This window comes from Paenibacillus sp. FW126-R14 (assembly GCF_058789495.1).
The window spans coordinates 227,346-243,470 of sequence record NZ_JBYTBS010000003.1; the positions used below are offsets into that span (position 1 = coordinate 227,346).

General features: G+C 46.1%; 15 protein-coding genes. All 15 read right to left on the reverse strand.

The window, feature by feature from the left end; translation table 11 throughout:
- Positions 1–8: 8 nt before the first annotated feature.
- Positions 9–1,334 carry a flagellar protein export ATPase FliI gene (gene fliI, locus AC3WRW_RS03550; RefSeq protein ID WP_492544987.1) on the reverse strand — a complete coding sequence of 442 codons (1,326 nt, stop codon included), beginning with the start codon at positions 1,332–1,334 and terminating at the stop codon, positions 9–11.
- Entirely contained in the window at positions 1,331–2,158 is an 828-nt protein-coding gene (locus tag AC3WRW_RS03555; RefSeq protein ID WP_492544988.1) for a FliH/SctL family protein, read from the reverse strand. The genes fliI and AC3WRW_RS03555 overlap by 4 nt, the downstream gene beginning before the upstream one ends.
- Positions 2,151–3,167 (reverse strand): flagellar motor switch protein FliG, encoded by a 1,017-nt coding sequence (gene fliG / locus AC3WRW_RS03560; protein WP_167056160.1) that lies wholly within the window; start codon positions 3,165–3,167, stop codon positions 2,151–2,153. Before fliG ends, AC3WRW_RS03555 begins: the two co-directional genes overlap by 8 nt.
- Before the next feature lie 12 nt (positions 3,168–3,179).
- The gene (fliF, locus tag AC3WRW_RS03565; protein ID WP_492544989.1) at positions 3,180–4,766 is read right to left on the reverse strand and encodes a flagellar basal-body MS-ring/collar protein FliF; all 1,587 of its coding nucleotides are present in this window, start codon (positions 4,764–4,766) and stop codon (positions 3,180–3,182) included.
- Positions 4,767–4,809: 43 nt separating this feature from the next.
- Positions 4,810–5,118, reverse strand: a complete 309-nt coding sequence (gene fliE / locus AC3WRW_RS03570) for a flagellar hook-basal body complex protein FliE (protein WP_492544990.1) — start codon at positions 5,116–5,118, stop codon at positions 4,810–4,812.
- A 20-nt stretch (positions 5,119–5,138) separates the two neighbouring features.
- Positions 5,139–5,588 (reverse strand): flagellar basal body rod protein FlgC, encoded by a 450-nt coding sequence (gene flgC, locus AC3WRW_RS03575; protein ID WP_171685995.1) that lies wholly within the window; start codon positions 5,586–5,588, stop codon positions 5,139–5,141.
- A 6-nt stretch (positions 5,589–5,594) separates the two neighbouring features.
- Positions 5,595–6,002 carry a flagellar basal body rod protein FlgB gene (gene flgB, locus AC3WRW_RS03580; RefSeq protein ID WP_492544991.1) on the reverse strand — a complete coding sequence of 136 codons (408 nt, stop codon included), beginning with the start codon at positions 6,000–6,002 and terminating at the stop codon, positions 5,595–5,597.
- Positions 6,003–6,228: 226 nt separating this feature from the next.
- Positions 6,229–7,014, reverse strand: coding sequence for a GTP-sensing pleiotropic transcriptional regulator CodY (gene codY / locus AC3WRW_RS03585; protein WP_171685997.1), 786 nt, complete (start codon positions 7,012–7,014; stop codon positions 6,229–6,231).
- Positions 7,015–7,052: 38 nt separating this feature from the next.
- On the reverse strand, positions 7,053–8,450 hold the full coding sequence (gene hslU / locus AC3WRW_RS03590) for an ATP-dependent protease ATPase subunit HslU (RefSeq protein ID WP_492544992.1): 1,398 nt from the start codon (positions 8,448–8,450) through the stop codon (positions 7,053–7,055).
- A 38-nt stretch (positions 8,451–8,488) separates the two neighbouring features.
- Positions 8,489–9,043: an ATP-dependent protease subunit HslV gene (gene hslV / locus AC3WRW_RS03595; protein ID WP_492544993.1), complete on the reverse strand. Its 555-nt coding sequence runs from the start codon at positions 9,041–9,043 to the stop codon at positions 8,489–8,491.
- Between the two features lie 197 nt (positions 9,044–9,240).
- Positions 9,241–10,557, reverse strand: coding sequence for an FADH(2)-oxidizing methylenetetrahydrofolate--tRNA-(uracil(54)-C(5))-methyltransferase TrmFO (gene trmFO, locus AC3WRW_RS03600; protein WP_492544994.1), 1,317 nt, complete (start codon positions 10,555–10,557; stop codon positions 9,241–9,243).
- Between the two features lie 12 nt (positions 10,558–10,569).
- Complete coding sequence (gene topA / locus AC3WRW_RS03605) at positions 10,570–12,672, reverse strand: type I DNA topoisomerase (protein ID WP_492544995.1); 2,103 nt, start codon at positions 12,670–12,672, stop codon at positions 10,570–10,572.
- Positions 12,673–12,742: 70 nt separating this feature from the next.
- Positions 12,743–13,834 carry a DNA-processing protein DprA gene (dprA, locus tag AC3WRW_RS03610; protein WP_492544996.1) on the reverse strand — a complete coding sequence of 364 codons (1,092 nt, stop codon included), beginning with the start codon at positions 13,832–13,834 and terminating at the stop codon, positions 12,743–12,745.
- Positions 13,835–13,948: 114 nt separating this feature from the next.
- Positions 13,949–14,881, reverse strand: a complete 933-nt coding sequence (gene sucD, locus AC3WRW_RS03615) for a succinate--CoA ligase subunit alpha (RefSeq protein WP_492544997.1) — start codon at positions 14,879–14,881, stop codon at positions 13,949–13,951.
- A gap of 48 nt (positions 14,882–14,929) precedes the next feature.
- Entirely contained in the window at positions 14,930–16,090 is a 1,161-nt protein-coding gene (sucC, locus tag AC3WRW_RS03620) for an ADP-forming succinate--CoA ligase subunit beta (RefSeq protein ID WP_171686003.1), read from the reverse strand.
- Between the last annotated feature and the right edge of the window lie 35 nt (positions 16,091–16,125).

A 16,125-nucleotide genomic window follows, 5' to 3' on the forward strand; every position in this document is an offset into this window, starting at 1 on the left:
CAGGACCCTCATCCCTTATAAAATTCGTGAATCAATCGCTCTTGAGCTTCTTCGTACGTCAGCTTTTCACTTGTTTTTTGCTTCGTGAAATCCCAAATAGCTTCAATATGATCCATGGCAACATCAATATTCGGATTAGAACCTTTTTGGTACGCCCCAATATTAATTAGATCTTCCGAATCTTTATATGTAGAGAGAAGTCGCTTTAGATGATCAGCAGCTTCCATATGTTCAGTAGGGACAATTTCTTTCATCACACGGCTTACACTGGATAGAACATCGATGGCCGGATAGTGACCTTTATTGGCGATACTGCGGTTCAGGACAATATGTCCATCGAGAATCCCCCGTACCGCATCGGCAATCGGCTCATTCATGTCATCGCCGTCAACAAGCACGGTATAAAAGGCCGTAATCGATCCTTTAGGCCCCGTGCCGGAACGCTCCAATAATCGCGGAAGCATGGCAAAAACCGATGGCGTGTAACCACGCGTTGCCGGTGGCTCCCCAACCGCAAGGCCGACTTCACGCTGTGCCATCGCGAACCGGGTGACGGAATCCATCATCATCATCACATTTAAGCCGCGATCTCGAAAATACTCGGCAATACTCGTTGCAATCATCGCACCTTTAATACGTATGAGCGCAGGCTGATCTGACGTGGCCACGATGACGACAGACCTTGCAAGTCCTTCAGGACCGAGATCTCTTTCGATAAAGTCCAAGACCTCTCTGCCCCGCTCACCGATTAGGGCAATAACATTAACATCCGCTGATGTATTGCGGGCAATCATTCCCATCAGGGTACTTTTTCCGACACCGGATCCGGCGAAAATGCCCACACGCTGACCTTTGCCGATCGTCAACAAACCATCGATACAGCGCACGCCTACGGAGATTGGATTGAGCACTCTAGGACGCGTAAGCGGATTGCCCGGCACATTATTGGTTGAATATTGAGCCATCCTGGAAGGCAGGAACGAGCCGTCCAACGGCTGTCCTAAACCGTCAAGCACTTTACCGAGCAGCTCGTGTCCAACTTGAACGGTTAGCGGCTTTCCGGTTCCAACAACATCACAGCCAGGTCCGATCGAATCCAAATCGCCAAGAGGCATCAAAATCACTTTATTGCTGCGGAAACCAACGACTTCGGCTTTCAATGGCTTATTGGATTTGTGCGGATAGATATAGCACAGATCGCCAATGCTTACATCCGGACCTTCTGACTCCACAGTCAAACCGATAACTTGCGTCACTTTGCCGTTAACTCGAATGGGGTCAATGGCATTCAGATGCTCTTTGTACTTATCAACTTTTGGCAGCGCACTGTTCATGTTCCTATTCCCTCGCTTTGAGTAGCCAACTGCTGAAGAGCGGATTTGATCTCTTTCAGCTGCGTATCGATTCTGGCATCAATGCTGCCAAAAGAAGAACGAATGACACATCCGCGGTCTTGTACCGTGGAATCCGGAATAATTTGCAGTTCAGCCTGTGAATCTATCGAAGTAAGGAGCTCTTCACGAGCATCTTGTATATATGCAAATTGTGACGGTGCAACGCACAGCGCAATGATTCCTTTTTCCCTTCTGCGTGATAGAACGCTCTGAATTAACTCTACCACCCATTCGGGGTTCAAAGTTAACTGCCTGCCGATCACTTTCTCAGCGATTGACGTACTAAGCTCTATCAAGAAAGGTTCCGATTCTTGAATGATTTGCTGCTTCAGCTTATAGGCTTGATCTAAAACACTTTGGGCTTCCGTTAGCATTTCACTGTATTCCTGTCTAAGCACTTCTTCAGCTTGAGCGATACCTTGCTGGTAGCCTTCTTCGAAGCCGGACTGTCTCGATAAGGCGACATGCTCTTCATCTTCTGCACGGCGCGTTGCCCACCAGGCATTGATTTCTTCATGCGTCTGTTCGCGAAGTGCCGAGCATTCCTGCATAGCCTGATGAATCTGCTCATTAGCAAAAGCTTCCGCGTCTTGAAGAATTTGATCCTTCATGCTCGTTGCTTCCGTTAATTCCTGCTGTTGTTCAGGAGTAAGCTGATCGCCGGACTCATGGTCCTCAGGAAGAAGATGAGCAGGCAAGGTCGATTCAACCAATTTCTTATCATCCAAGGCGTAATAAGCGAATGATTTAATGACATTAGACAATAATATCGTCTCCTCCACCACGTGCAATGATGATTTCACCTGATTCCTCTAGGCGGCGGATTGTAGCAACAATTCTGGTTTGAGCTTCCTCAACGTCACGCAAACGAACCGGACCCATAAATTCCATTTCTTCCTTGAACGTTTCGGCCATGCGTTTGGACATATTTTTGAATAGAACATCACGAACTTCCTCACTCGCAACTTTAAGCGCAAGCTGCAGATCGGCATTCTCGATATCACGAATGATGCGCTGAATGGAACGATTGTCAATATTGACAATGTCTTCGAAGACAAACATCCGTTTCTTGATTTCTTCCGCAAGTTCGGGATCTTGAATTTCCAACGAATCGAGAATCGTACGCTCTGTCCCCCTGTCAACACCATTCAAGATTTGAACGATAGATGCAATACCTCCGGCATTTGTATAATCCTGAGTAACCGTAGACGATAGCTTCTGTTCAAGCACACGTTCCACTTGGCTAATGACTTCCGGTGAAGTGCTGTCCATCAGTGCAATTCGTTTGGCGACGTCCGCTTGTTTCTCTTGCGGCAATGAAGACAAGATAATTGAAGCCTGATCGGCTTGTAAGTAAGACAACACAAGTGCAATCGTCTGCGAATTCTCATTTTGAATAAAGTTGAGAATTTGAGCAGGGTCTGCTTTTCTCGCAAAGTCGAACGGCCTTACTTGCAGCGTAGCTGTCAAGCGATTTATGATATCGAGCGCTTTCTGTGAACCGAGCGCTTTCTCCAAAATATCTTTGGCGTAAGCAATACCGCCTTGAGAAATGAACTCTTGCGCTAAGCAGATTTGATGAAACTCAGACAAGATTGATTCTTTCTCGTAGGAATCCACTTTCCTAACATTCGCAATCTCTAGTGTTAACTGCTCAATTTCTTCTTCACGCAAATGCTTGAATATTTGAGCGGACACCTCAGGGCCTAAACTGATTAAAAGAATGGCTGCCTTTTGTCGTCCGGTTAACCCGTTTAGAGCAGCTTTGGCCATACAAGCGCACCTCTATTCGTCTACTAACCAAGTGCGAAGCAGATTAACAAACTCCTCTGGTCGCTTTTTCGCAAGTGTTTCCAACTGCTTACGTACTTGATTGTCATTTGTTACATTTTCAATATCGATCGTTGGAAGCTCCGCTTTGCTGGCAGCCATGTTCAGATCTTGATCCATCAAGTTCTGCTGAGCCGCTTTTCTGCGTTTTCTAATTGCAAATCCTGCAATCACACCGATTGCTAACGCCGCAAGCGCCAAACCAGCATAAGTCAAGTATGTAGTCGTCTTGGAAACGGACAAATCCGCAGGTCTTGCAAAAGAATGAGCAAGAACGGTAACTTTTTTCTGCAATTCATCGTCTGTATATGTAACTTTATTATCTGCAAGTGCTGTCCTTACGATATTGACTAAAGCATTTTGCACGGCAGTTTTCGTTTCCGCTGTCAATGAGTTCGGATCATCTTTAACCGGCGGTTCGATTCCAACGTTAATGCTTAAGTCTTTCACTACGTATGGCGTAGAAACAATGTCGTTCGTAATGCGATTGACTTCGTAATTGACGGTTTTACTGTTCTTCTCGGTGTTGGATTTCCCGGAATTGGATGATCCCGGATATCCAGGAACGTCTGTCGTGCCCGTACCAGGCACACCGCCTGTATCCGCTCCGTTATTTTGGTAAGATTCGCTAGCTTCCTGCAGTGAAATTTCCAAACCTTTTTGGTCTACTTGATTTGGCGCAGAGACAAGCTTTTCCTGGCTCTTCTTTTGATCGAAGTTCATGGTTGAGAATACACTCACATTCACTTTATCCCGGCCAAACATCGTACCCAGCATGTTCGTAATATTTTTCTGCAGATCCTTTTGAAACTTATCGTTAATGTCGGACTGGCTCGTTACCAGGCTTGAAGAAGATTGACCGCCCGCTTTGGAAGAAACCAAGCTTTGTCCGTACTGGTCTGAAATCGTGATGTTTTCAATCGGAAGATTCTTAATGCTGTGTGAAACCAAGTTATAGATCGTATCAATTTTCCCTTGATCCAAGCTGTAGCCTTGTTTCATTTGCAGGACAACGGATGCTGTCGCCTTCTCTGCCTGCTGCTGTAAGAACGGCCCTTCTTCCGGGAGGGAGATCAGAACTTTTGAACCGGCAATCGCCTGATTGGAATTGATCAATTGCTGCAGCTCGCCTTGAATCGCGTTCAAGTATTTTACTTTAAATTCGTTATCCGTAATACCAAATGAACTGCTGCTGCTAAAAGCACCGAAACCAAGGGAACCGTTTTTATTCAACCCTTGTGATTCCACACCCAGTTTCACGTTTGCAACTTCACTTGTCGGGACTTCGATGCTTTTACCATCAGCACTAAGCTTATATGGAATCTTAGCTGTATCCAGATAACCCTTGATTGCTGCCGCATCGCTAGGCTGCAGTTCAGTAAATGCTAAGGAGTACTCCGTTTTAGATAAATTCACACTAATAATTGCCGCAGTAAGAATCAGAAGGACAACCGTTGCGATAAAAGTAATTTTTGTTGCTCTACTATATCGATTCCAATACTGCTTAACTTTTTCCCAGTACTGGAGGAGATTCTCGTTCACTCTGTCACCCCATCGAACCAAAGTTTTAGCAGCACCTAATTAATTACAGCTGCATTCTCATCATTTCTTGGTAAGCTTCTAGGACTTTATTTCTAACTTGTACGGTAAGTTCCAGTCCTAACGACGCTTTCTCCGAGGCAATTGTCAATTGATGGACATCGGAAAGCTCTCCTTTGATGAAACTCTGATTCAATTGATCAACTTGTTGTTGTTGGACATTTAAATTTGTAATGGCTTCATTGAGGAAAGAACCGAATCGTTTACCAAGGTCCGCAGCCCCTTCGCCAGAGTTGTCTTTGGGCTGAACCGAACTCGTGATATTCAGTGGACTATAACTAATTTTGTCAATCATGCTGCAACCTCCCGTACGGATTATCTACCAATCTCTAATGCTTTCGTTATCATCGCTTTACTGGCATTCAGTGCAGTAACGTTCGCTTCATACGATCTTGTCGCTGAAATCATATCAACCATCTCTTTGAGCACATCGACATTGGGCATGTAAACAAATCCATTTGCGTCTGCATCAGGATGCGATGGGTTATATACTTGTTTAAGCGGCGACTGGTCCTCAAAAATTTTATTAACACGCACGCCCTCGCCTGTCCCATCCGCCATAGCCGATTGCAAGGACTGCGCAAAACTCGGTTGCGATTTCGTCTCAAAAGAAACTAACTTTCTCGTATAAGGAACCCACTTGCCATCTACAAACTTAGCACGCGTTGTATCTGCATTCGCAATGTTAGAAGAGACGACATCCATTCTTAAGCGCTGTGCAGTGAGTGCCGATGAACTGATGTCAAAACCGTTTGTAAGCCTCATTAGTTATTACTTCCCTCCTAAGACTGTGCGCATTTTCTTGAATTCGCTGTTCATTTGTTGAATCATCGTATTGTATTTCAATTGATTTTTAGCCATTAATGACATCTCATAGTCCATATCGACATTGTTCATATTATTGTTAATCGCTGTCGATTCGTCGGTTTTTATTTCAGAATTCGGCAAATTTGTCGATTTGCCTATAAAGAAATGCCTAGGGTCTGTCCGATAACCTTCTATAGAGGGCGTTGATGAATTCATCTCTCCTTGCAAAAGCTCTTCAAACAAGACATCTGAACGCTTGAAGTAAGGAGTATCCACATTGGCGACGTTATTCGCTGTTACTTTTTGTCTAAGTGTCGAGGCATCGAGCGAGCGCTCCATCAAGTTCCAACTAGGCTTGTCTAACAAAGACACACACGTTACCCCCTTTCAATAGAGTATTCGAGACTTATACTTCCACATAGTAAGTAAGTATTCCTTCTTGTTTCGACAATATTTTCAAAAAATGATTCGAAATAGTTCCTTATTGTAGAATTTTGTAAACTCTACCCCCCTCTAATCATCTAAGATATTAGCTTAAGTTACAATAAGAAAAAAGCCCTATCTTTTAACCGGATAGGACTTTCTAATCGGATCAGAGCTATAGTTTTGTCTTCTGCTGTTCGATGCTTTGGATCAATTGTTCATTTAAAATTCGGATATAAGTGCCTTTCATACCAAGCGAACGCGTCTCAATAACTCCGGCACTTTCCAGCTTGCGAAGCGCATTCACAATAACCGAACGAGTGATGCCGACTCTGTCAGCAATTTTGCTCGCGACTAAAAGACCTTCTTTGCCGTCCAGTTCCTCGAATATATGTTCCACTGCTTCCATCTCGCTAAATGACAAGGAACCAATGGCTACTTGAACGACCGCTTTGCTTCTTGCCTCTTCTTCTATTTCTTCCGCACGTTCCCTTAATATTTCCATGGCGATTACTGTTGAACCGTATTCAGCCAAAATGAGATCGTCATCAATAAAGATGCCTTCATTGCGGCTTAAAATCAGAGTCCCTAAGCGGTCGCCGCCGCCAATAATCGGAACCAGTGTCGTATGGGTATACGGGAACATATCCTTCATTTGCTCCGTGTAGTAAAAATACGGGCTGTTCGGCTCCGAAGTTGACGTGGTTTCCTCTATTTTAAGCAGCAGATTATTGGACTCCGATGGGAATCTCCGTTCAAGCAATATTGCCTGGTTCATTTCAGGAGAAATGGGATCGTTCGTTGTGGCATAGCCTAGAATTTTCCCTTTGCGGCTCACCACATAAATATTCGCAATCACAATATCGCGAAGCACTTCTGCCATATCCATAAAGCTAACCGCGTTTCCTGCTTCTTTTTGCAGCAAGCGATTTAGCCTTCTTGTTTTGTTTAGTAAACTCATGTAACTGCCTCCTACTTACATTACCATGCAATCGTTCGTTATAAAATATATTGACTTAAATCTCTATTTTGAACAATACCGCTCAACTTTTCGCGCACATACTCCGGATTAATCACAAAGGATTCCAATGTAATTTCAGGTGCTTCAAAGGAAAGGTCCTCAAGCAATTTCTCCAAGATCGTATGCAAGCGGCGAGCTCCGATATTTTCCGTGTTCTGATTAACTTCAACCGCGATGCGGGCTATTTCATGAATAGCTTCCTCTGCGAACTCAACTGTTATACCTTCGGTTTGCAACAAAGCTGTATACTGCTTGGTCAGCGCATTTTTGGGTTCTTGCAGGATGGAAACGAAATCCTCGAGCGTTAAATCACTGAGCTCAACCCGAATCGGAAAACGCCCCTGAAGCTCTGGGATTAAATCCGACGGCTTAGCGATATGGAAAGCCCCTGCACCGATGAATAAGACATAATCCGTCTTCACAGGCCCGTATTTCGTTACAACGGTAGAACCTTCAACGATCGGCAGAATGTCGCGCTGTACGCCTTCTCTGGAGACGTCAGGGCCGCTTCCGCCGCGGGAGCTGCTGGCCACTTTGTCGATTTCATCGATAAAAATAATGCCGGACTGCTCTGCGCGATGAATGGACTCTTGAATGACATCATCCATATCAATCAATTTCTGCGCTTCTTCCTGCGTCAGAACTTTTCTGGCTTCTTTCACGGGAAGCTTGCGTTTCTTCATCTTCTTCGGCATGAGATTGCCGAACATTTCTTGCATATTCATGCCGGCTTGCTCGTTACCTTGCCCTGCGAGCATATCCAGCATAGACGGCGATGAATCTTCCACTTCGATTTCCACGATTTCATTTTCTAATTTACCACTAGTCAATTGATCTGCGATTTGGGTCCTTTTAGACGTGAGATTTGGGTCAGGCGTGCTTTCTTCCTGCTCGGGTTGATTCTGGCCGCCAAACAACATTTCAAACGGATTGCGCTGCGTTTTGGAGCGTGAAGGGCTCGGCGCAAGCAAAGAAACAATTCGCTCGTTAGCGAGCTTCTCTGCGCGGTCCTTTACCGTTTCCATTCGCTCGGATTTCACCATGCGTATCGAAGTTTCAATCAAATCTCTGACCATCGACTCGACGTCGCGGCCGACATAGCCAACTTCAGTGAATTTGGTTGCTTCTACTTTGATAAACGGCGCTCCGACCAGCTTCGCCAATCTGCGGGCAATTTCCGTTTTCCCAACGCCGGTTGGCCCGATCATCAAAATATTTTTGGGAACAATCTCATCCCTAATGGCTTCATCCACTAAATTTCTCCGATAACGATTCCGCAAAGCAATAGCGACTGATTTCTTTGCTTTCTTCTGACCTACAATGTATCGATCCAGTTCCTGGACAATTTGTTTAGGTGTAAGGGAGCTGTTTGCCATTCGGGTACCCTCCTAAAAAAGTGCGAAATGATATTCACTTACTCAATTTCTTCGACAATAATGTTATGGTTCGTGAAGACGCAAATTTCAGCGGCCGTCGTAAGTGCAGCATGCGCAATTTCTTTGGCGCTCAACGTTGGCGCATGGCGATGCAGCGCTCTTCCCGCTGCCAACGCAAAGCTGCCCCCAGAACCAATGGCCAAGATGCCATCGTCCGGTTCGATAATTTCCCCATTGCCCGAAAGCAGCAATAAACCGGTAGCGTCCATCACGATCATCATAGCTTCCAACCGTCGCAATACACGATCTTGACGCCAATCCTTCGTAAGCTCGACCGCAGCACGCTGTAAATTGCCATGGTGTTCTTCCAACTTGCCTTCAAATTTCTCAAAAAGGGTAATCGCGTCGGCTACGGAACCTGCGAAACCTGCGATCACTTTCCCTCTATGTAAACGCCTTACTTTTTTGGCACTGTTTTTCATAATCATACTGTTTCCAAAGGTTACTTGCCCGTCTCCGGCAATTGCACCTTTACCTTCATGACGAATGGCAAAAATCGTAGTCGCATGGAATGTCGCTTGACTAGCATCCATCTCTTCTCACCCCTCCAATGGAATCATACACCGTAAGAACTTATCTTTGTGTTGGTTTCGGTCTAATAAAAAGAGATAAACCTCTAGCGAGGTCAATATCGAAATAAAGACCGCATCTAGAGGTACATGTATGAGTAAACGATTGAGTAATAATTCAAAACATTATTATAGTAACACAGTGTACAGTGTCTTTACAACTATTCTGCAATTGTTTTCGAAAAATTCTGAATACTTTCCAACGCTCGGTTAGCCAGCTTCTCGTATTTCTCTTTTTTATTCCTGATTCTTTCCGGCAGTTGCGGAAGTAATCCGAAATTTGCATTCATCGGTTGAAAATGTTTAAAGTCAGCCGTCGTAATGTAATGAGCCATGCTGCCTAGCGTCGTTTCCTCAGGAAGCACCAGGCAAGACTGCCCCTTCGCTAACCGTCCGGCGTTAAGACCTGCAATTAACCCGGAGGCAGCTGATTCCACGTAGCCTTCCACGCCCGTCATTTGTCCTGCAAAAAACAGATTTTCGCGACGTTTGTACTGATACGTTGGCTCAAGAAGCTTCGGCGAATTAATAAATGTGTTGCGATGCATGACGCCGTAACGGACGAATTCGGCTTGTTCCAAACCGGGAATCAAAGACAGAACCCGCTTCTGCTCGCCCCATTTCAAATGCGTTTGGAAACCAACCAGGTTATACAAGGTTCCCGCGGCATTATCTTGACGAAGCTGTACGACAGCGTGCGGCAGCTTTCCTGTGTGCGGGTTAATCAGTCCTACCGGCTTCATCGGCCCGAACAAGACCGTTTGCCTGCCGCGCTTTGCCATTACCTCTAGCGGCATACAGCCTTCGAAGTAAATCTCTTTCTCAAAATCCTTAAGTTCTGCCACTTCAGCAGTAATTAAGGCCTCATAGAAAACATTGAACTCCTCTTCCGTCATCGGACAGTTCAGGTAAGCCGCTTCGCCTTTGTCGTAACGGGAAGCCAGATAAACTTTGTTCATGTCGATGGAATCTTTCTCCACGATCGGGGCTGCCGCATCGTAGAAGTATAAGTATTCCTCGCCCATCAATTCTTTCAGTTGGGCAGACAAATCCGGCGAAGTCAGCGGGCCTGAAGCGACAACGGTAATGCCTTCCGGCAAAACTTGAACTTCCTCATTCATAACCTCAATGAGCGGATGATTCCGCAGCGTCTGGGTCACGGCTTGAGAGAAGCCATCCCGGTCGACGGCCAAAGCCCCACCTGCCGGCACCGCATGCCGGTCAGCGCAGGAGAGAATTAAAGAGTCCATGTGTCTCATTTCTTCTTTCAGTACGCCGACCGCATTGGTCAATCCATTCGAACGCAGAGAGTTGCTGCAAACTAGCTCCGCGAATTGATCCGTAATGTGAGCAGGCGTTTTACGGACATTTCGCATTTCGTATAAAGTAACAGGCACACCTTGACGTGCAATCTGCCAGGCTGCTTCACTTCCAGCGAGTCCTGCACCGATGACTGTTACTCTTGGGTATTCTGGCAAAATCGGACACCTCTAATCTTTCATATCTTCGTTTTGATCTTCATTGACTTCTTCTTTATGGTCGCATTTCGTACATTGCATGCTTAGGCCGTTCTTGCTTCTTTTCTCGATCATCATCGAGCTGCAAACCGGACAAGGCTTGTTAACCGGCTTATCCCAGGAGACGAAATCACAGGTTGGATATTGATCGCAACCATAGAAGACCCGGCCCTTCTTACTTCTGCGCTCGACAATTTTGCCTGTATGGCAGCTTGGGCATGTGACGCCGATATCTTTAATGATCGGCTTCGTATTGCGGCAATCCGGGAACCCGGAGCAGGCAAGGAACTTGCCGAAGCGTCCCATTTTATAGACAAGATGTTTCCCGCATTTCTCGCAGATTTCGTCGGACACTTCATCCTGAATCTCGATCTCTTTCATTTCCTCTTCAGCGAATTCAAGCCGCTTTTCAAAGGATGTATAGAAAGTATCCAGGACTCTGACCCAATCCTCTTTCCCTTCTTCTACAAAATCAAGTTCCTCTTCCATATGGGCTGTGAACTCAATATCGAGAATTTCAGGGAAGAACTCCTGCATCAATTGGATAACTAGCTCGCCTAACTCGGTAGGGATGAACTTCTTCTCTTCAATCGCCACATAGCCGCGTTTCTGGATCGTCTCCAGCGTCGGAGCATACGTACTTGGCCGACCGATGCCCATTTCCTCAAGCGCCCTTACTAAACGGGCTTCTGTATACCGCGGAGGCGGTTGAGTAAAGTGCTGCTTAGGGTCAACGCTTTGTTTGTCCAAAGCATCTCCCTTAGACAATGGCGGAAGCAATTTATCCTCTTCAGTCGTCCCGTCATCATTACTCTCCACATACACCTTCATAAAGCCCGGGAATTTCATCTTCGAGCCGTTTGCCCGGAAAACCGTGTCGCCGGCCGTCAAATCGATCGTCATCGTGTCTAATATAGCGGAAGACATCTGACTGGCAACAAACCGGTCCCATACCAGCTTGTAGAGTCGAAATTGATCTCTGCTGAGGAACTCTTTTAGCTGATCTGGCTCGCGAAGTACGGATGTAGGCCTGATGCCTTCATGCGCGTCTTGGGCGTTAGCATTCTTCTTCGTGTAAACACGGGGCGTTTCCGGATAGAAAGCTGCTCCATATTTCGTTAAAATATATTCTTTCGCTTCCTCTTGAGCAACCGGCGAGATTCGTGTGGAATCCGTACGCATATATGTGATTAGACCAACGGTTCCTTCTTTCCCCAAGTCTATTCCTTCATATAATTGCTGCGCCACAGACATCGTTTTGGATGCTCTGAAATTCAGTTTACGGGCAGCTTCCTGCTGCATGGAGCTCGTAATGAAAGGAGGAGACGGGTTGCGCCCCCGCTCTTTCTCCTTCACTTCTTTCACCGTAAATTTCCCGGTGCCCATCGCAGCTAGAACCTGGTCAACATCGTCCTTCGAATGCAGTTCCTTCTTCTCGCCGTTTATGCTGTGATATTTGGCTTCGAATACCGTTTTGCCTGCGTCGAGGAGGACCGTTATGGACCAGTACTCTTCAGGCTCAAATGCTTTAATCTCATTCTCGCGGTCTTGAATCAGTTTAACCGCTACGGACTGCACGCGGCCTGCCGATAAGCCTTTCTTTACTTTTTTCCAAAGCAGCGGGCTTATCTTGTAACCAACTAGCCGATCCAATATCCGCCGGGCTTGCTGCGCGTTAACGAGATCCTGATTAATGCGGCGTGGCGTTTTGAAAGCGTCCTTCACGGCATCTTTCGTAATTTCATTAAATACTACGCGGCACAGCTCATCGGAGCCAACGTCCAAATAATGCGCCAGGTGCCAGGCAATCGCTTCCCCTTCACGATCCGGGTCAGCCGCCAGATATATTTTTTTAACTTTTTTACTCGCATCTTTTAACTCTTTTAATATAGAACCTTTACCACGGATAGTTATGTATTTAGGCTCGAAGTTACGATCTACTTCTACGCCAATTTGGCTTTTCGGAAGGTCGCGAATATGACCCATCGAGGCTTTTACGATAAATTTGCTGCCTAAATACTTGCCGATGGTTTTGGCTTTTGCTGGTGACTCCACAATGACTAAAGAATCCGCCATGGATCGTCCTTCCTCCCCTCTTGATTTCAAGGTTAAGTCTATTGGCGAGAAGAAAAACTTCTTGAATAGCCTATGCTTGGATGTAGGTAGAACCTGGAAGCTGTTTAATCGCCTTTTTCATTAGTAAAGATAACAGAACTGCATGCAAATGTCCAAACGTAAATTGTCCGCCATCCAATAAGGCGTCAATCGAAACAGGTTCATTCGACAGTTTTCGAAAAATTTCGTCTTCCTCGTCGGTCAATGTATAGGATGCCAGAGGCTTCATTATCGCCCGTTTCTCGTCTGAACTGATCATATAGTTATAGTCTTCTACAATCTCTTCAACACGGGTTACCAGCTTGGCGCCTTCTTTCAAAAGCTTATGAACGCCGCTGCTCAGACGGGAATCGATCGGTCCCGGAACAGCGAAAACATCCCTTGATTCCTCGAGAGCGAACTCAACTGTAATCAGCGATCCGCTGTCCTCAGCAGCTTCCACGACCGTAACACCCAGCGACAAGCCCGCAATGATGCGGTTTCGCTGCGGAAACATGCCCGGCCTCATCCCTGTGCCAATCGGGTATTCCGAAATGATAGCCCCTTCTCGCTCAATATGACGAAATAATAAAGCATTCTCACGCGGGTATATTTGATTGATCGCGCAGCCAAGCACGGCTACCGTCTTCGACTTTCCCTGCAATGCGCCGATATGGGCTTTGCTGTCAATGCCTTTGGCAAGGCCGCTGACAATGCCGAATCCAGCTCTGGAAAGTGCGGCCGCCCACTCCTCGGCAATTTTTTTGCCATATATCGTGGGGGTTCGGGTTCCGACCATACCGAGAAGTCGTCCATTCAAAAAAGCCGGACTTCCCTTCACATACAGCACCCAAGGCGGCTGAGCGATTTCTTTCAATATGTGCGGGTACGCTTCATCCAAAATCGTAACAATTTGAATGGATTGCTTCATATATACGTGCAGCCTTTCCTCGATGAAAACACGTGTAAACCGCGAGGAAATCAGTTCAGCTACGGAGGCTCGTATGCCTTGGGAGGAAATCTCTGCCGCCGAGAGCTCCAACAATACTTGAGGCTCAGGGAAACGGCTTACGAGCTGAAGCATCGTTTTCCAACCGATCCCTTCCAGCTCGTGGAGACCAAATAAAATGAATCGATTATCCATAAGTATATACACTCCTTACTCGAATGACAAATCTTTGCAAAGCTAGAAAAAGAAAAAACCTCCCAAATCCCTATGAAAGGGAAATGGAAGGTTGCTTACCTTCGACAGAAAAAACTATTTTTTTGTGATTACTTTGTCGAGCATGCCTTTTTCTTCAAGGACGCTAACAAGTGTTGAACCCATTTCAGATGGAGTAGCCGCTACGCGGATTCCGCATCTTTCCATCGTTGCAACTTTCTCAGCCGCCGTACCTTTACCACCGGAAATAATCGCACCGGCATGGCCCATACGTTTTCCTGGAGGCGCAGTTTTACCGCCGATAAAGCCAACAACCGGCTTCGTCATGTTTGCAGCAACCCACTCAGCCGCTTCTTCTTCTGCCGTTCCGCCGATCTCACCGATCATGATAACCGCATAAGTGTCAGGATCTTCATTGAAACGTTTGAGGATATCGATAAACTCGGAGCCTTTAACAGGGTCTCCGCCGATACCGACTGCGGAGGATTGTCCGATTCCGCGAGTTGTCAATTGGTGAACCGCTTCGTAAGTCAATGTTCCGGAACGGGATACAACACCTACGTGACCTGGCGTGTGGATGTAACCAGGCATGATGCCGATTTTGCACTCGCCTGGCGTGATAACGCCCGGGCAGTTTGGTCCGATCAGAACGGTTCTTTTGCCTTCCATGTAACGTTTCACGTTAACCATGTCAAGAACAGGGATACCTTCTGTAATACAGATAACAAGATCCAGATCAGCGTCAACGGCTTCGATAATGGATTCTGCGGCAAATGCAGGTGGAACATAAATAACGGATGCCGTAGCACCAGTTGCATTTTTCGCTTCGATAACTGTGTTAAAAACCGGAAGTTGAACTAATTCGCCATTTTCCAGTGTGATGTCTACTGTTGTTCCGCCTTTACCTGGGGTTACGCCACCAACCATTTGTGTGCCGTATTCAAGACCGCCTTTGGTATGAAACAAACCCGTAGCGCCGGTAATCCCTTGAGTAATGACTTTTGTATGTTTATTGACCAAAATACTCATGATCTTTTGTTCACATCCCCTATATTATTTAAAACCGCACGGGTTTAATTATTTCACAAGTGCAACGATTTTTTGAGCGCCGTCTGCCATGGAATCAGCAGCAACAATGTTCAAGCCGGATTCGTTAAGAATCTTTTTGCCAAGTTCCACGTTTGTTCCTTCAAGACGAACAACAAGCGGACGGGATAGACCCAGTTCTCTAGCCGCGGCAACAACGCCGTCAGCAATAACGTCACAACGCATGATACCGCCGAAGATGTTAACGAAGATCCCTTTAACTTGATCATCGGACAGGATGATTTTGAATGCTTCCGTAACTTTCTCTTTCGTAGCACCGCCCCCTACGTCAAGGAAGTTAGCAGGGTCTCCGCCGTAGTGCTTGATGATGTCCATAGTAGCCATCGCAAGTCCTGCGCCGTTAACCATACAACCGATGTTGCCATCAAGAGCGATATAGCTCAGGTCATACTTGGAAGCTTGGATTTCTTTAGCATCTTCTTCTTCAAGGTCGCGAAGAGCAACGATATCCTTGTGACGGAAAAGAGCGTTGGAATCAAAGTTTAGTTTGGCATCAAGAGCCATAACATCCCCAGAACCTGTAACAACCAATGGGTTGATTTCGGCAATGGAAGCGTCTTTCTCTACGAATGCTTTATAAAGAGCGAGCATGAACTTAACTGCTTTGTTAACCAGCTCGTTAGGAATGTTAATGGAGTAAGCCAGTCTGCGTGCTTGGAAAGCTTGAAGACCAATTGCAGGATCCACAACTTCTTTGAAAATTTTCTCAGGAGAATGTTCAGCTACTTCTTCAATCTCCGTACCGCCCTCTTCAGACGCCATCAAAACGACGCTGCCTGTTGCACGGTCAACAACAACACCAACATAATATTCTTTTTTAATGTCACAGCCTTCTTCGATCAAAAGACGTTTAACTTCTTTGCCTTCCGGACCTGTTTGGTGAGTGACAAGTACTTTGCCAAGAATTTCGCTAGCATATGTACGAACTTCATCGAGGTTTTTGGCTACCTTAACGCCGCCTGCTTTCCCGCGACCTCCGGCATGAATTTGCGCCTTTACAACAACGACGGATGTTCCAAGTTCTTTCGCTGCTTCAACAGCTTCATCAACGGTGAAAGCAACTTTCCCGTTAGGAACGCTGACTCCGTACTGTCTCAGGACTTCTTTGCCTTGGTACTCATGGATATTCATTTCCTAAAATCCTCCTATCAGTATGGACTTTCTAT

Coding starts and splice junctions, on each gene's coding strand:
- fliI (WP_492544987.1), bottom strand. CDS start 1,334: ATGAACAGTGCGCTGCCAAAAGTTGATAAGTACAAAGAGCATCTGAAT.
- fliG (WP_167056160.1), bottom strand. CDS start 3,167: ATGGCCAAAGCTGCTCTAAACGGGTTAACCGGACGACAAAAGGCAGCC.
- fliE (WP_492544990.1), bottom strand. CDS start 5,118: ATGATTGACAAAATTAGTTATAGTCCACTGAATATCACGAGTTCGGTT.
- flgC (WP_171685995.1), bottom strand. CDS start 5,588: ATGAGGCTTACAAACGGTTTTGACATCAGTTCATCGGCACTCACTGCA.
- codY (WP_171685997.1), bottom strand. CDS start 7,014: ATGAGTTTACTAAACAAAACAAGAAGGCTAAATCGCTTGCTGCAAAAA.
- hslU (WP_492544992.1), bottom strand. CDS start 8,450: ATGGCAAACAGCTCCCTTACACCTAAACAAATTGTCCAGGAACTGGAT.
- hslV (WP_492544993.1), bottom strand. CDS start 9,043: ATGGATGCTAGTCAAGCGACATTCCATGCGACTACGATTTTTGCCATT.
- topA (WP_492544995.1), bottom strand. CDS start 12,672: ATGGCGGATTCTTTAGTCATTGTGGAGTCACCAGCAAAAGCCAAAACC.
- dprA (WP_492544996.1), bottom strand. CDS start 13,834: ATGGATAATCGATTCATTTTATTTGGTCTCCACGAGCTGGAAGGGATC.
- sucD (WP_492544997.1), bottom strand. CDS start 14,881: ATGAGTATTTTGGTCAATAAACATACAAAAGTCATTACTCAAGGGATT.
- sucC (WP_171686003.1), bottom strand. CDS start 16,090: ATGAATATCCATGAGTACCAAGGCAAAGAAGTCCTGAGACAGTACGGA.